Genomic DNA, 16,367 nt, shown 5'->3' on the forward strand with positions numbered 1-16,367 from the left:
TCAATTTTTTTAAGATTAGAAGCTTACGTTTACACCTAACTGGTAGGTTCTCGGTATTGGCACCGTAGCAAAATCAAATCCTCTTACACCGTTGCTTTGTCCGGCAGCACTTACTTCTGGGTCCCATCCGGAATAGTCGTCCCAAGAGATCAGGTTACGTCCTACCAGGCTGAACTTCACATTGTCTATATAATCCCATTTTGGTTTAAGGGTGTAGCTCAAAGCAACCTCTCTAAGTTTTACAAAAGAACCATCTTCAACGAACTCTTCGAAGATGTTAGCTTGTGCACTACCATATCCTTTGGGAAGCTCACCTAACAATTCTGCACCAACTTGTGCACCTCCACCAAAGATTACGTTATCCATCAATCTTCTGTTCCAATTGAAAACATCGTAGCCTTGGATGGCGTCGAATTGAACTCTAAGACCGAAATCTTTATAGGAGAATTCGTTGATTATAGAACCAAACCAATCTGGATTTGGATCACCGATTACCTTGGATGCTTCACCATCTTCGGTTGTACCTCTGTATGGGTATCCATTTTCATCCAAAGCAATGGAACCGTCTTCGTTTCTTGCGTAGAACTGACGATAGAATACACCCAATGGCTCACCTTCGATTACGTAGTTGGTAGAGAAACTTCCTCCAAGCGCAATTCTTCCACCTCCGGCAACATTGGTAACCTCGTTTTTGTTTTTGGAGAAAGTAGCGGTCACATCCCAGTTAAAATCTTGGGACTTGATCGGGGTTCCTCTCAATAGTATTTCAACACCGGTATTTTCCAAGTTACCAACGTTTTCAAAACGAGAACCAAACCCACTCGATGGGCCAAGTACCCTTTGCAGTAGCAAATCGGTTACTTTTTGTTTGTAATAAGTAAACTCGATACCTAAGCGGTTGTTCATAAAGCCTGAATCGAAACCTAATTCGAACTCATCTTGTCTTTCGGGTTTTAGATCGGCATTACCAAGTAGTGTGCTTGGAGTAAGACTAACTGCTCCGGTCAATGCTGATGGATTGTAATTCGTAAATCTTGAATAGGCGCCAAGTGCGGTAAGGTTACCTGCCTGACCCCAAGATGCCCTAACTTTAAAGATGTTGAAAGCGTCACCAAAGGTGTTTTTCCAAAACTCTTCGTCCGACATTACGTAAGAACCACTGGCTTTAAAATACAATTGGTTACGTTCGTCTTCTCCAAAAGAAGAAGCTCCGTCCATACGCACGGCACCATTGATGTAAATTTTGTCCTTGTACGAGAATGATTGCTGATAGAAGGCACCCCAATAAGAGATCTGTGAACGGCTTTCGCCTTGCTCTAAAATACTTCCACCTGTTGCCGTTTGAACCAATGGAGGAAGCCCTGTTGCGTTAATGCCAACGCTCTCGCGTTCCTCATACTGCCAAGATCCGCCAATGGTAGAGGTTGACCTAATATCATCAGTAAGCTCGGTTCTATACGTTACGTTAAGGTCAGAGTTGTACTGAAAGTTGTTCAAATCAGCTCTTCTTGCATATCCATCGGCATTTGGAGATGTATTGTTAATTGGAATGTATGCCGTTGCCGATTGGTTATAGTAATCCATACCAAAAGTGTATTTGGCACTTAAGTTATCGTTGAACTTTGCATCCAAAGCAAGGCTGGTGATAAAACGATTGGTTTTCTGACCGAAATCGAAACGAGCCACTGCTTCTGCAGGATTGGTTCTTGGAACCAATGGAGAGGTTACAGGGTATACCCCGGATTCGTCCGGTGACGGGTCTATTGAGTTGTCACTGAACACATAACCAGTTATTGCACCGTATGGGTTGTTGATACCACCATTGGGTACATCCTTGCTTACACTGCGAACGTAGTTGAACCCACCGGTAATGTCCAGCCAATCCGAAGCCTTTTGGGTAATGTTCGCTTTAAAACCGTACCTTTTAAAATCGGTGTTTTTAATGATTCCTTCGTTGTCCAGGTGTGAAGCTGATAGGAAGTATGATGTTTTTTCTGTACCTCCTGTCATGGATAGGTAATTTTCTATACCAAAACCAGTATCGAACAACTCATCTTGCAGGTTGTAACGGTCCACTTCGTAAGTTGCCAGGTTAGATCGGTCCGTAGGAACTTCCCAGGCCAATGGTACTGTATTGTAATCAATTTCTTTTCTTAGTTCATTGATACGGGCATTGGTCATAAAAGTAAACTTGGGTTCACCGCTCCTACCTTGTTTGGTAAAGATCTGTACAACTCCGTTACTTGCTCGAGAACCATAAATAGCTGCCGCAGCAGCTCCTTTGATTACCTCGATTTTTTCAATGTCGTTAGGGTTAATGTCGGCTAACCTGTTCTGGGCATTTCCCCCTAAGTCCACCAACTCGTTACTTGAGTTGCTAATGATGATTCCATCAATAATATACAACGGATCGGAACTACCGGCGATGGTACTTGGTCCCCTTAAACGGATACTGATACCTCCGGCAGGATCTCCAGAATTTTGTTGTACCAATGCGCCGGTGATCTTACCCGAAATGGCCTGATCGATCTGTGTAGCACCATTTTCTACCAATTGTTCGGCTTTAACAGAAGAAATGGCGTTCCCTAAAGTCCTTTTGTTTACACCGGCGCCACTACCAGTAACAACTACCTCGTCCAAGCTCAAAAGGTCTTCGGCCAAGGCCATGTCGTTGGTAATAGTGGTTGACCCACCGGCATCAATGGATATTCGTTGTGATGTAAATCCTAGTGAACTGAACACTAGTGTGTAAGAACCCGAGTCAAGAGTTGCAGTAAACGTGTAGTTTCCATCAAAATCGGTAACAGTGCCGAATGATGAGTTTTCAATAAAAACCGATGCACCTGCCAAGGGAAGGTTGGTTCCGGTTTCTGTAACGGTTCCAGAAAAAGTGTACTGGCTCTGGCCAAACGCGGAAAGCGTTGATACCAAGAGTGCAAATAGCACCAATCGGAACCTCAATCCTAAATAGTCATGAAGTTTTCGCATAAAATTGAGTAGTTTAATTGAATTTAGTTTATCGAGTTGTTAGTGTTCATTCTTTAAAAATGATAGCGTACAAATCCCTCCATGGCTTCATATTCTGCCATTCCAAGCTCGTTGTATCTGTTCGCCGTGTCCTTGTTTCTTTGTTCGGCGCGTTGCCAAAACTCACGATCGTCGTTGCCCGGGAACATAGCGCTGTCCTTTTGGGATTGATGTTTAAAGATGGCAGTGATCTTACGGGCCATATCCTTGGGGCCGATCGGTACTGCCATTTCCATATCGGCAATGTCCCATTCTTGCCATGCTCCACGGTACAGCCATACGTAACAGTTCCGTATCCAATCTACCCTGTCCTCTTTTAGTTTTTCCAGTGCCTTAAAAATAATCTGAAGACATACTCTATGTGTTCCGTGTGGGTCCGACAGATCTCCGGCGGCGAAAATCTGGTGCGGCTTCAATTTGTTGAGCAAGTCGTACGTTAACTGTACATCCTCATCGGAAAGTGGTTTTTTGCGAACTGCCCCTGTTTCGTAGAACGGAAGGTTCTGGAAATGGGCGTTCTCTTCCGGTACGCCACAATATCTACAAGCGGCCAAAGCCTCTCCTTTTCTGATCAGGCCTTTGAACTCTTGTACTTCGGGGCTATCCAATTCACCAGGCTTTTTATTGGCCAAGAATTCTCTAACTTTCTTTATCTTTTGTTTAAGCTCTTTGTTGTCTTTTTGTACATCTATGGCAAAATCCAAGAAGCGGATTACTTCATCATCAAAAACAGCAATGTTCCCTGAGGTTTGATATGCCACATGTACATTGTGACCCTGATCTACCAGGCGCAATAAGGTGCCTCCCATCGAAATCACATCATCATCTGGATGCGGACTAAAGATCAAGGAAGTTTTTGGGTGCGGTTGTGCTCTTTCAGGACGTTGGCTATCGTCTGCATTCGGTTTTCCTCCTGGCCAGCCCGTAATGGTGTGCTGTAACTGGTTAAAAACCTTTAGGTTTATTTGTTCTGCGGAACCGATCTCTGCGATCAGATTGCCCATTCCGTATTCGTTGTAGTCCTCGTTGGTCAATTTTAGAATGGCTTTTCCAAGCTTTTCTGATAGCCAGATGGTGGCGGTTTTGATCAATTTATCGTCCCAGTCACACTCTGTGGCCAACCAAGGGGTCTTTTTTCTGGTTAGGGATGATGCAGCCGCTTCGTCCAAAACAAAATCACAATTGTCGTGATGCTGAAGGAAGGTTGCCGGAACCGATTCTTTTATTTTTCCCTCTACGGCTTGTTGTACAATGCTGGACTTTCCTTCGCCCCAAGCCATAAGAATTATTTTACGGGCACTCATAATAGTACCGACTCCCATGGTAATGGCTCGTTTGGGAACATTTTCCTCGCCAAAGAAGTCGCTTGCGGCATCGAGTCTCGTCATTCTGTCCAAACGGATCAGACGGGTTTTACTGTTCAATGTGGATCCCGGTTCGTTAAAACCAATGTGACCCGTTCGTCCAATACCCAATATTTGGATGTCTATTCCGCCTACATTTTTAATTTTCTCCTCATAATCCTCACAGTACTTTCTTATTTCGTCCATGGAAATATTACCATCTGGGATATGGATATTGTGTGGTTCAATATCAATATGATCGAACAGGTGCTCGTTCATAAATCTCACATAGCTATGGATGGAATCCGGTTTCATTGGGAAGTACTCATCCAAGTTAAAGGTGATGACATTTTTAAAGCTCAACCGTCCTTCTTTATGAAATTGAACTAGGTAATCGTAAACTTTTACAGGGGTTGAGCCCGTAGCCAAGCCCAAAACGGCTTTTTTTCCTTCTTCCTGTTTTTGGTTGATCAAACTGGCAATTTCGTTGGCAACGGATAACGAAGCTACATCAGAATTTCCATGAATAATGGTGTGGATTTTCTCAAATCTTAATTCTTCTTGATAAGGCTGGTACATAACAAAATGTATAAGGTTCTAGCAAAATGCTGAAAAGTTAATTCCAAATGTATGCAAAAAACTGCATTAAATGCAATAAAATGCAAATAATATACAATTACACTTGAAAACTGCATTTATTTGCAGTATTTTGCGGTTATTAGTTCCGTTTTTGGGATTTATTTAACTTTATCCCACGTATGTTAAAAGAAGAAAGACACCAGTTTATATTGAATGAAGTGGGAATCCACAACAGAATATTGCTGACGGATATCGCCGATCGGTTAAATGTTTCGGTGGATACCATTCGACGGGATATTAAGGAGTTACATAGTTCCAAGCAATTAAAAAAAGTGCATGGCGGAGCTGTTTCTCTTGGGTTTAATAATTATAATCCTACAGGAAAAAAAATTTATTCCTTAGAAAAAAAATCGCAAATTGCGGAAAAAGCACTTGGACTCATTAAGGATGGACAGGTAATTTTACTGAGTGGAGGGACAACCAATCTGGAACTGGCCAGAAAACTCCCCCCGAAAATAAAACTCACATGTTTTACCCCGAGCCTTCCCATTGCAGTTCAACTTTTGAGCAAGGACAATATTGAAGTGATCTTTATTGGGGGCCGATTGTCCAAAGACTCACAAATTACCATTGGCGGCAGCGCTATCAACATGCTGTCGGAAATAAAAGTGGATATCTGCTTTTTGGGAACCAACTCGATTCATCCCATGGAGGGGTTAACGGAATTTGATTGGGAGATAGTCCAAATGAAAAAGGCTATGATACATAGTTCAAGAAAAGTAGTGTCGCCTTGCATATCAGAAAAAATCGGGTCGACCCAACGTTATAAAATATGCGGGGTAGAAGAAGTTGATGTAATGATAACAGAATTGGAACCTTGGGACATGAAACTGGACGCATTTAAAAATCTGAACATACAAATATTATAATATAGTGATAGAAAAGCACATTAAGATTACGGAGGAGCCATCCAATTACGACGGATTGGACCAAATGGATACCTTGGAAATAGTTGCCAACATCAACAACGAAGATAAAAAGATTGCAGATGCAGTGGAGTCGGTGCTGCCGCAAGTAGCCCAAATAGTGGATGAGACTGCCAAACGTTTTGAAAAAGGGGGCAGGCTTTTCTATATTGGTGCAGGTACCAGTGGGAGATTAGGTATTTTAGACGCTTCCGAAATACCACCTACGTTCGGGATGCCCTACGATAAGGTGATCGGACTCATTGCCGGTGGTGATCAAGCTATTAGAAAAGCAGTGGAGTTTGCCGAGGATGATACCGAACAGGCTTGGAAAGACCTCATGGAATACGATATTAATGAAAATGATGTTCTTGTGGGTATAGCGGCCTCGGGTACAACACCATACGTTTTGGGTGGAATTGCCGATGCCAAGGCCCATGGTATTCTTACGGGTGGAATTACAAACAATCCAGGTTCGCCTTTGGCCACATCCGTTGATATTCCCATTGAGGTAAATGTTGGACCAGAGTTTTTAACAGGAAGTACCCGAATGAAGAGCGGAACAAGTCAAAAACTGGTATTGAACATGATTTCTACGGCCCTAATGATTCGCATCGGCAGGGTAAAAGGAAATAAAATGGTGAACATGCAGTTGAGCAATACCAAGCTGGTGGACAGGGGCACGCGCTACATAATGGAAGAGCTTGGTCTTAGTTACGATGAAGCTGAAAAAGTACTCAAAAAATACGGTTCTGTTAAGCTGGCCATCGATGCATTAAAGTAGTGGGTCGATTACTTGGGCACCAAACGGAATATTCCCTTCCCTTCGATACCCACATAAATAAAACCATCCGGAGCTTGACGCACGTTTCGGACTCGCCCCATACCATCGAGTAATTTTTCTCGATAGGTGACCGTGTTGTTTTCGACTACCAATCGTTCCAAATATTGGAATGCCAAAGAGCCGACCAGCAGATTTCCTTGCCAATCAGGATATTTATCCGAAGTAACAATGGTAACACCGGACGGAGCAATGGATGGTGTCCACTGATGGATGGGTTGTTCCATGCCCGGTCTACTGGTTTCGTCGGTGATTGGTGTTCCACTATAATTTATTCCGTAAGTAATAACGGGCCATCCGTAGTTTTTGCCCTTTTGTACAATATTTAGTTCGTCACCACCTCTTGGGCCGTGTTCATGCTCCCATAGTTCTCCTGTTTCTGGATGCAATACTAGGCCTTGCGGGTTGCGGTGTCCATAACTGTAAATTGCTTTTTTTGCATTGGGTTCGTTTACAAAGGGGTTGTCGTTCGGAATCCGACCATCATCGTGTAGACGATAAATCTTGCCTCCATCTCTTGTAATGTCTTGGGGGTTTACATCTCTGTCTCCCCTGTCACCAACAGAAAAGTATAGATAGCCATCGTTGTCGAACTCTATGCGTGACCCAAAGTGTTGCCCTTTGGTCGAATTGGGTGATGCTTTGTACAATACCTCTTGTTGAATCAATTTGTACCCGGACAGTTTTGCGCGCATAATGGCAGTGTTTCCACCTTTTCCTTCTCCCTCTTCCGAAGCGTAGGAGAAATATATCCATCCATTTTGGGAATAATCGGGATGCAGTTCAATATCCATTAATCCGCCTTGGCCACGGTTATAAATTGAAGGTGTATTTTCAACTTCAATGGCTTCTCCAGATTTGCTAAGTATCAGTTTGCCAGACTTATCGGTAACCAAAAAGGTAGTGTTGGACAGAAAAACCATTCCCCAAGGGTTTTGTATGCCTCCTTGGACAAGTTCCGTAGTAAAATCAAGGGATTTGGGAGTTTTTATGTCTTTATCGGACGTTTGGGCGCAAGATGTACCTAGCAGTACAACGAAAAAATAGATGATCAGGATAATTTTTTGCATACTTTTACGTTAAAGTAACAGATTTTATAGATTAACGGCAATATTTTGGTGCCGTGTGTGTTTAAGATAATCAGAATTATATAAGAAAAGAAAATTACTATCAAAGAATATTAAGACCCCAAATCTGAGTGTTCTTCTTAACAAGGCTTAACCTATGCTCCCACAAAAAACAAGGCATTTATTATATGTCGTGTTGTTGGTGTTCATATCAATCTTCGGCTCAACAGTTTTGGCAAAGACCAATGTAACAAGGATACTGGTTAATTTGGTATCCGATACTACAGAGTCCAAAACAGAAAAGAAGGTTCCCAGCACTACGATCCAAAGAGCATCCTCCGAAGATATTGAATTATTCGCGACTGCTCCAATGTTTGCTACCATAATTAATGGAGCGAACGAGGAAGTGGTATGTCCGAACGATGGAAGCACTTTGGCAAAATTCTTCTTGTGTGGTACCAGTGATATCCGCACACTAACATTAAGTCAGTCCGGAAACTTGTACGAATGGCAACAGCTTGACCCCAATTCTTGTGCCCCTACAGTTGTAGATGATTGTCCAACAATAAATAACGCATGTACTTGGAATACAGTAGGTATGGATCCTACATTTGATCTTTCCACTGCTGGCGAATTTAGGGTGCGTGTTGATTCCGGTCAATACTTTTACTTTAAATCCACACTAAACCCATTAAATCCACAATTGATCAAAGAAGATATCATCTGTGGCAATCCGGGCAGGGTAGAAGTGACCAATGTTCCAGCAGGTTATGAATATAGCTTGAACAGTGCTGCCGGACCTTTTCAAGACGATCCTTTTTTTGATATCACGGCTGCAGGCGATTACCGAGTATACGTTCGGTTAAAGAATGTTTCTGCTACGGCATGTGTTTTTCCTTCCAATCTTGTCACCGTTGATGATCTGGACATCAATGTAGATGTTACTGCAAACGATATTTTATGTAGTGGCGAGTTGGGCAGTATAGATGTCGCTGTTTCCGGAGTACCGGGTTTTTATACCTATCGATTGGTTAAAAATGGGGTTACTGTGGACACCTTCGGTCCTAACGGATCGGATACATACACTTTTGCAAATGTAAGCCCCGGAACATATAGTATTCGGGTGGAAACCAATAACTGTTCGGAAACCATTACAACCGATATTGATGGTGACCCCATAACAATCGGTGGAGGTATAAGTCCTTTGGCCGTTTCTGCAACCGCATCGGATAGTTTTGGTTGTGGAGCTGCTTCTGTAAATGTGAACGTGGTCACCAATGGAGGAACCGCACCTTACCGTTTTAGTGTGGATGGAGGGCCATTTGGTTCTACCTACACCTCTAGCTCCACCTTTTCCGTAACTACCGCAGGTACATATAATATATTGGTGGAGGATGCCAATGGATGCCAACGAACCGCAGCAGTGGATGTAGAGGATATACCACCGCCAATTTTTAGTTTTACAGAAGAAGATGCCAATTGCGGAGGAGCCAATGATGGAAGGATTACCATAAATGTGACCAGTGGTTTTGGATACGAAATACTGTATAGTGTAGATAACGGAGTTACTTTTCAGATAAGTAATGTATTCTCCAATTTAGCCCCGGGAAATTACGATGTTGTGCTCCGGTACGAGCAAGACTCGTTCTCCTGTACTACAACGCCACAAACGGCAACTATCGGTACACCGTCAACAATTACCGCTACAGCTACCCCGGACAGCGAACCGACCTGTTTGGACGAAAATGGAGGACAGATCACCATTTCGGGAGTAGGTGGAGGAACGGCTCCTTATGAGTATAGTGTTGGGGCCGGTTTTAGTGCAAATCCGGTATTTCCCAATTTGGGAGTTGGAACTTATACACCAATGATTCGTGATGCCAATGGCTGTGTACAGGCGCTTTCCGATATCACCTTTAATGCTTTGAACAAGCCATCGGATATCGGTTTTAGTATTTCCAGTTTGGATTGTATCACCACAACCGCCACTTTGGACTTAACGGTTACAGGAGGTTCGGGAACCTATACTTATGAGATTATCGCCCCTGCAGCCAGTGCAGTAAACAATGGAGGCAGCAGCACGTTCCCAGGTTTGGGATTAGGGACCTATACTTTTAGGGTGACCGATGATGAAGGCTGTTCGTATGATGAAAATTATGCCATTACAGATATTAGTTCCATTGGGGTGCAAGGACAACAGACCAAAGTAGTTACCTGTGTTGGCGATTCTGATGGTGAGGGACGTTTTTTGGTGGATGGATTCAATACCACATATAGTTATAGTATTGACGGAGGTCCGGTAACCACGGGCCAGAACAGCAATATTTTACCGTTAACGGGATTAACAGCAGGTAGTTATGTAATTTTAGTGACCGATGAAGAAACCAATTGTACCGATACGGCAACTTTGGTCATCGAAGAACCAGCCACGGCATTTGCAATAGCTAGTCTCGATGTTACCGATATGAGCTGTCAAAACGGAAACATAGGAGCAGTTCGTATCAATACCGTTGGCGGTTGGGGCGGTAATCGGTATACTTTGACCCAGCCCGATGGATCTACTCGTGGGCCCAAAAATGGCAGTACATTCTCCAATTTGTCCCAAGATGGAACCTATCAAGTAAGTGTAACGGATGCCAACGGATGTACCGTGACCGACAGTTTTACATTGACTCGACTCGCTGCACCGACTTTGACTCTGGACAATGTGGCATCGGACTATTGTTATGATAACTTTACAGCGGCAACGTTGGTGGTAAACGCTTCTGGTGGTTTGGCGCCCTATCAATATAGGATCAATGGAGGTCCCTTGGGAGCTAGCAATAGTTTTGCGGGACTAACCCCGGGAACCTATACCATTCAAGTAGTGGATGCCAACGATTGTAGAGACACCGTAACGGCAACTATAGAACCACAGGTAATGGCCAATGCAACCACCATCCAAGAATTGGATTGTGCAGGACCTCCTGGTCAGATTCAGGTGGATATAAGCAATGGATATACCTCTTCTGGAGATTATGATATATATGAAGTGAGCATCAATGGTGCTCCATATACTTCAGATAACAACAATATTGCAGGAAACTCTTTTGTGTACAATATTCCCAACGATGGTTCCATAATTTCGGATACCACCTTCCAGTTCTTGATTACAGATGCTAGAGGATGTACTACAGAGACCAATACTGTGACCATTTCCCCGCCAGAAACCATTGCTGGAACGGCAGTGGCCACGGATACTCAATGTGGGGATAATACCAGTGGATTGGTAGAATTGATTCCTGACACTACTCAGGGCGTTCCGCCATATGAGTTCAGTAACGATAATGGAGCGACCTTTAGCACACAAAATATATTTTCTGGTTACGGACCTGGTGTGCATGGTGGATTTATAATCAGGGATAGCCGAGGATGTGTGAGTCCGGCATATTCGGTAACCATAGCACCAAGTGATCCATTAGATGCAACAGCTACCCCAACAGATGCCGTTTGTGCGATAGGATCTGTGAATGGATCTATATCCACTACCATAAACAATGGTGTAGGACCATATGATTATGTTTTAGTGGATGAATTTGGGGGAATGGTAGCGTCTTCTACAGGAACGGCAAGTACAACGGTAAACTTCCCGAATCTACCCATAGGTAACTATACCGTAATTACTACAGATTCTCAAGGGTGTGAGGACAGAGATCAGGTAGTTATTGATCAAAACCAGCTCAATCTTACGCCTTTGGATGCAGCACCGCTATTGTGTTCCGATACTGTATTTCCATATAGGGTTCAGGCCTCGGGAGGAACAGGGCCTTATGAATTCAGATTAGTGGGAGACCCTATTTGGACCCCAGGAACAGGAGCAGGTAATGATATTTTCGATGTAACCGGACTTGTGGTGCCTGGAGTAACTTACTTTGTGGAAGTAAGGGACGCTTTGGGCTGTACCTATATTCAAGAAATAGCTCCAATTGGCCCTGTAAATCCCGTGGCCGTTACGGCAACCTCTTTGTCTGCATCGTGTAATGTGGCGGGCAGTGGTTCTATTGATTATGAAGTTTCTGGAATTTCGGCACCAGGGGACTTTACGGTAACCCTGCAAAATACAGATACGGGAACAACGGTTTCTACCCAATCATTCAGCGGAGAAACCATACCTTATACGGATACATTTACAAGTTTGGCACCCGGGAACTATCAGATTATAGTTACAGACGACACTAATGGTTGTAGTGGAAGTACTTTAGCTTTTATTGATATTAGTTCGGTATCTATTGCCATCGATAATTTTGTGGAGGCCACCTGTAACGTCGGGGCATTGGTCACCGTAAGAGGTTTTGGGAGTACAGGCCCATATACCTACGGTTATGTGCCAAGAGGGAACCCTGCGCCAGTAACATTTACCTCCGAAACAACATTTGAAATACCGGGTCCGTACCCGAACGATTATGATTTTTATGTGCAGGATGCCAATGGGTGTACTGCGCTCACAACACTTTCCGTTACTCAAGAAGCAGGGGTGCCCAACCCTGTGATCGATGTAGTCAATCAATGTACAGCAACAAGTGGTTATCAAATTAATATGGTATCCCCACTTTCAACAGGTTCGGGATTGCCAGAAGAAACTTTTCAGTACGATATTGGTAGTGGATTCCAGACCGGGACAACATTTATAGTGCCCAATCCAGGAAGCTACGTCATCACGGTTAGGGATGGTAATGGATGTATCAATACGGTAACGGCAGATGTATTCGATTTCTTTGCGATCAGTGCCGATGCTACCTCGTACCCGACCTGTAACGCAGGCGATGGTGAGATAACCGTGAATACCACTGGGGGAAGTGGCACTTTTGAATATCAATTGAGAGATGCCGCCACATTGACCAATATTGGTCCAGCGCAGAGCACCAATATTTTTACGAACGTGTTACCGGGAGATTACAATATTCTGGTTACGGATTTAAACTCCAACACTATGCCTTTGTGTTCCGATGAAGCGATAGTAAACGTTTCTTTGGTGGACACTCCAGTGATTACGGCGACACCAAGCAGCGATGTTACTTGTTTTGGGGCGGATGACGGGACGATAACTGTGGAACTTCAACCGGGAAGTGACACCGATACGCCTATCAGCTATATTTTGTATCAAGGATCAACATCAAATATTATTGCCGGGCCACAGGGTTCACCTGTGTTCGATAATCTTCAGCCCGATACCTATCAGGTAGAAGTGGTTTCGGATAGAGGCTGTTCCGATCGAACAGGCAACATCATTATAGATGAACCTACCGAATTATTGGTGAATGCTGTCAATACCGAATTTAGCTGTAACCCATCGAGTAATCAATTTAGTACGGCAACCATAACTATTTATACCGATGATAATGGAGATGGCACCGGCGCCCCAACAGGTTCGGGTTCCTATACGTATAGCATGAATGATGGTACGCCACAATTTGATGGCACCAATTTCCAGACCAGCAATACCTTTGAAGTTATTGATAATGGTACGGACCAAACCATTATTCTGACCGCCAGAGATCAAAATGGATGTGAAGAAACCGCCACGGTAACCATCAATACGCCAACAGACATTACCTTTAGTTACAATGTGAACCAAATTACTTGCGATGCTTCAGGAGCAGGTGTAAGTCCCGGTTCTATTGATATTATTATGAACGAAGGCCCAGGAAATTATGAAGTGGAAATCTTGCCGTTAGGTTCGGAGCCCGCACGAAGTTCAGGCGGTAGCGATAGGGTAAGCTGGGATATTTCCACACCAGGTGATTATATTTTTGCAGTAACCGATGTAGGCAGCGGGGGATGTACATATTTGACCACTACGATCACTATGCCCGAATACAACAATATTGAGGCGGTAATCTCAGAAGTAGATCCTGTAACCTGTTTTAATGGTAGTGACGGTTCCATAAGTCTGGAAATAAATAATTATAGCGGAGTTTATAATTATGAGGTTTTCACACGAGACAATGCAGGAGTTGAAACATCCACAGGGGTCACGGGAACTTTTGATACCAATGCACCGATAAACAGCCCTGAAATTATTCAAAATGTACCTGCCGGAAACTTGGTGGTCAGGATCGAAGCCTTGAATACTCCATTTTGTGATGCGGTAAGTAATGTTACTACCGTTCGTTCCCCCGATAGAGCGCTATCGGTGGATGCGGTTCAGACATCACCGGTTACCTGTAATGTGCCCGGTTTTGGTGAAATAACTGCTACTGGTGATGGGGGATGGGGTACCTATGAATATCAATTGGTAGCATCGGATGGTACTATTTTGGTGGATTATCCGAACACCAACCCCGTTTTTGAAAACTTGTCTACGGATACCTACACCGTAAATGTGCGTGATTTGAGAGGTTGTGAATCTACAATCGACATTGACCTACCATTGCCCACACCAATAACTGCAGATATCCAAGTGGTAAGCCCATTGGCCTGTAACAACGATAACAATGCCGTAATCGAAGCATTCAACGAATCTGGAGGACAGGGAATTGGAAACTACTTATATCAATTGAATAGAATTACGGACGGTACCAATAGTGGTCTTCAAACCACACCGAGATTTGCCAATTTGTCTGCAGGAGAATATACCATAACCATTTTTGATGGGTGGAACTGTAGTTTTACAACCCTTCCCATTGATATTCAAGACCCCGAAATCGTAGTTGCCGAACTAGTGGAATTACAACCACCGGGATGCGGAAATTTAGGTAGAATGGAACTTACTGTGACCAATCCAGAACCAGGAGTGGATTATTTTTATAGAAGATCGGGAACCACTGACCCATTTGTGCCTTTCGGGGCTGGAATGACCAGCGTAGAGATTGCCGCAGATATAACCTTGGATCCAGGGCCGTTCCAGTACGATGTTCAAAATTCCAATGGATGTCCATTTGAGAAATCCAACCAAATCTCGTTAGATCCAGCTGCACCTTTGGTAATCGATTTGGATTTGACCAACGCCACCATTAATTGTGCTGGAGAGGCAACGGGAATAATACGATCTGAAGCTTTTGGGGGTATCGGAAACTATGTATATACCTTGGTAAACTCCAATACGTTGCCTCCATCGACTGCAACAATTGTTCGTCCTGCACAAAGCTCGGGTATCTTTAGGGAGTTGAATCCCGGTACGTATTATGTTTTTGCTCAAAGTGGAGGATGCGAGGCCATATCCGATCCTATTATCATTGAACCAAAAGACCCTTTGGTATTGGATTATTTGGAAGCTGTACCGGTAGTTTGTGCGGGAGATATGAATGGACAGATTATTATTGAGGCCAGTGGGGGAACCGGACAAATTAGATATTCCATTTCGGATACCTTAAGTGAATTTTTTGAAGGGGATGATCCAGTAAATCCAAATAGAAAAACCTTTACGGACTTGGCACCTCGCACGTACGACATCATCATTCAAGATGATTTGGGTTGTACCATAACAAGAACAGTAGAGATTACCCAGCCCATGGAGTTGGTAGCAGGAGTGGTCAATACCACGCCCGAAACCTGTATGGGCGATGCCAACGGAACCCTGACCCTTGAAGTGACCGGAGGTACCGCTCCTTATTTTACTAGTGTAAATTCTGCCGACGATGCGGATTTCGTTCAAAACGATAGTTTGTTCTTTGATAATCTTCAGGGAGGTGAAACCTATGTCATATTTGTTAGGGATGCCAATGGTTGTCAAACCAATGTTATTGCGGAAATAGGAATAGGGATAGATATTGTTGCGGAACCAATGGTTGAATATGGTTGTGAGGGAATATTTCCCAATAGCACTACGACCATAACTATTGAGGACCAGTCCCAGTTGTCGGATTTATTGTTTTCTTTAGATGTGGACGATATTACATTGGCTACCACTCAAAGAACGTTCGGGAATCTTCCGGCTGGAGAGCATACTGTATATGTATACCATGCCAACGGATGTGTCACTTTTGTGGAATTTGAAATAGATGCATATGAACCGCTCACATTGGAAGCCACAAAAACCGGTCCAGATGAAATTACGGCCATTGCCACCGGTGGTTTTGGTGGATATGAATATTTCTTCCAAGGAGAATCCTACGGAGAGGTGAATACCTTTAATGTCACAGTTGACTCAAACATAACGATTATGGTGCGAGATCAAAATGGATGTGAAGCAACACTGATAATGCCGTTTGATTTTGAAGGAATGCCGGAAATGCCGAACTTCTTTACTCCAGATGGAGATAATATGAACGACTATTGGTATCCGGAAAATCGTGAATACTTCCCATTTATCGATGTAATTATATATGATAGGTACGGTAGAGTGGTGGCCCGCTTAGATCAAGTTAAAAAATGGGATGGCACGTATGAAGGTAAGCCTTTGCCCACTGGGGATTATTGGTATGTGGTTTATGCCAACGACAATGAAAAGCAACAGTTCGTAGGACACTTTACGTTGTACCGGGAGTAAAAGGATCGGCAAAAACTGTAGACCTATATTTTAGAAAAAAGTTTTAAGGGTATCGGTTAAAAATATCATCAAAATTTC

Annotated in this window: 6 protein-coding genes; 3 read left to right on the top strand and 3 right to left on the bottom strand. The window is 43.5% G+C overall.

Translation table 11 applies throughout. From position 1 onward, the window contains the following. Positions 1-15: 15 nt before the first annotated feature. Positions 16-2,988 (bottom strand): SusC/RagA family TonB-linked outer membrane protein, encoded by a 2,973-nt coding sequence (locus MJO53_RS12095; RefSeq protein ID WP_224835072.1) that lies wholly within the window; start codon positions 2,986-2,988, stop codon positions 16-18. A gap of 53 nt (positions 2,989-3,041) precedes the next feature. Beyond that, entirely contained in the window at positions 3,042-4,949 is a 1,908-nt protein-coding gene (gene nagB / locus MJO53_RS12100) for a glucosamine-6-phosphate deaminase (RefSeq protein ID WP_224835071.1), read from the bottom strand. Positions 4,950-5,128: 179 nt separating this feature from the next. Between nagB and MJO53_RS12105 the strand changes: the two genes are divergently transcribed. Together MJO53_RS12105 and murQ are read left to right on the top strand one after the other, a co-directional pair. After that, positions 5,129-5,878 carry a DeoR/GlpR family DNA-binding transcription regulator gene (locus MJO53_RS12105; protein ID WP_224835070.1) on the top strand — a complete coding sequence of 250 codons (750 nt, stop codon included), beginning with the start codon at positions 5,129-5,131 and terminating at the stop codon, positions 5,876-5,878. Positions 5,879-5,885: 7 nt separating this feature from the next. Continuing rightward, on the top strand, positions 5,886-6,698 hold the full coding sequence (gene murQ / locus MJO53_RS12110; RefSeq protein ID WP_252081245.1) for an N-acetylmuramic acid 6-phosphate etherase: 813 nt from the start codon (positions 5,886-5,888) through the stop codon (positions 6,696-6,698). An 8-nt stretch (positions 6,699-6,706) separates the two neighbouring features. Here murQ and MJO53_RS12115 read toward each other — a convergent pair whose 3' ends face one another. Then, complete coding sequence (locus tag MJO53_RS12115) at positions 6,707-7,825, bottom strand: PQQ-dependent sugar dehydrogenase (protein WP_252079255.1); 1,119 nt, start codon at positions 7,823-7,825, stop codon at positions 6,707-6,709. Positions 7,826-7,979: 154 nt separating this feature from the next. Between MJO53_RS12115 and MJO53_RS12120 the strand changes: the two genes are divergently transcribed. Further along, a complete protein-coding gene (locus MJO53_RS12120; RefSeq protein ID WP_252079256.1) occupies positions 7,980-16,289 on the top strand; it encodes a T9SS type B sorting domain-containing protein in 8,310 nt (2,769 codons plus the stop codon). The last annotated feature ends 78 nt before the right edge of the window (positions 16,290-16,367 follow it).

Source organism: Flagellimonas marinaquae, assembly GCF_023716465.1.
GTDB classification, from domain to species: Bacteria; Bacteroidota; Bacteroidia; order Flavobacteriales; family Flavobacteriaceae; genus Flagellimonas; species Flagellimonas alginolytica.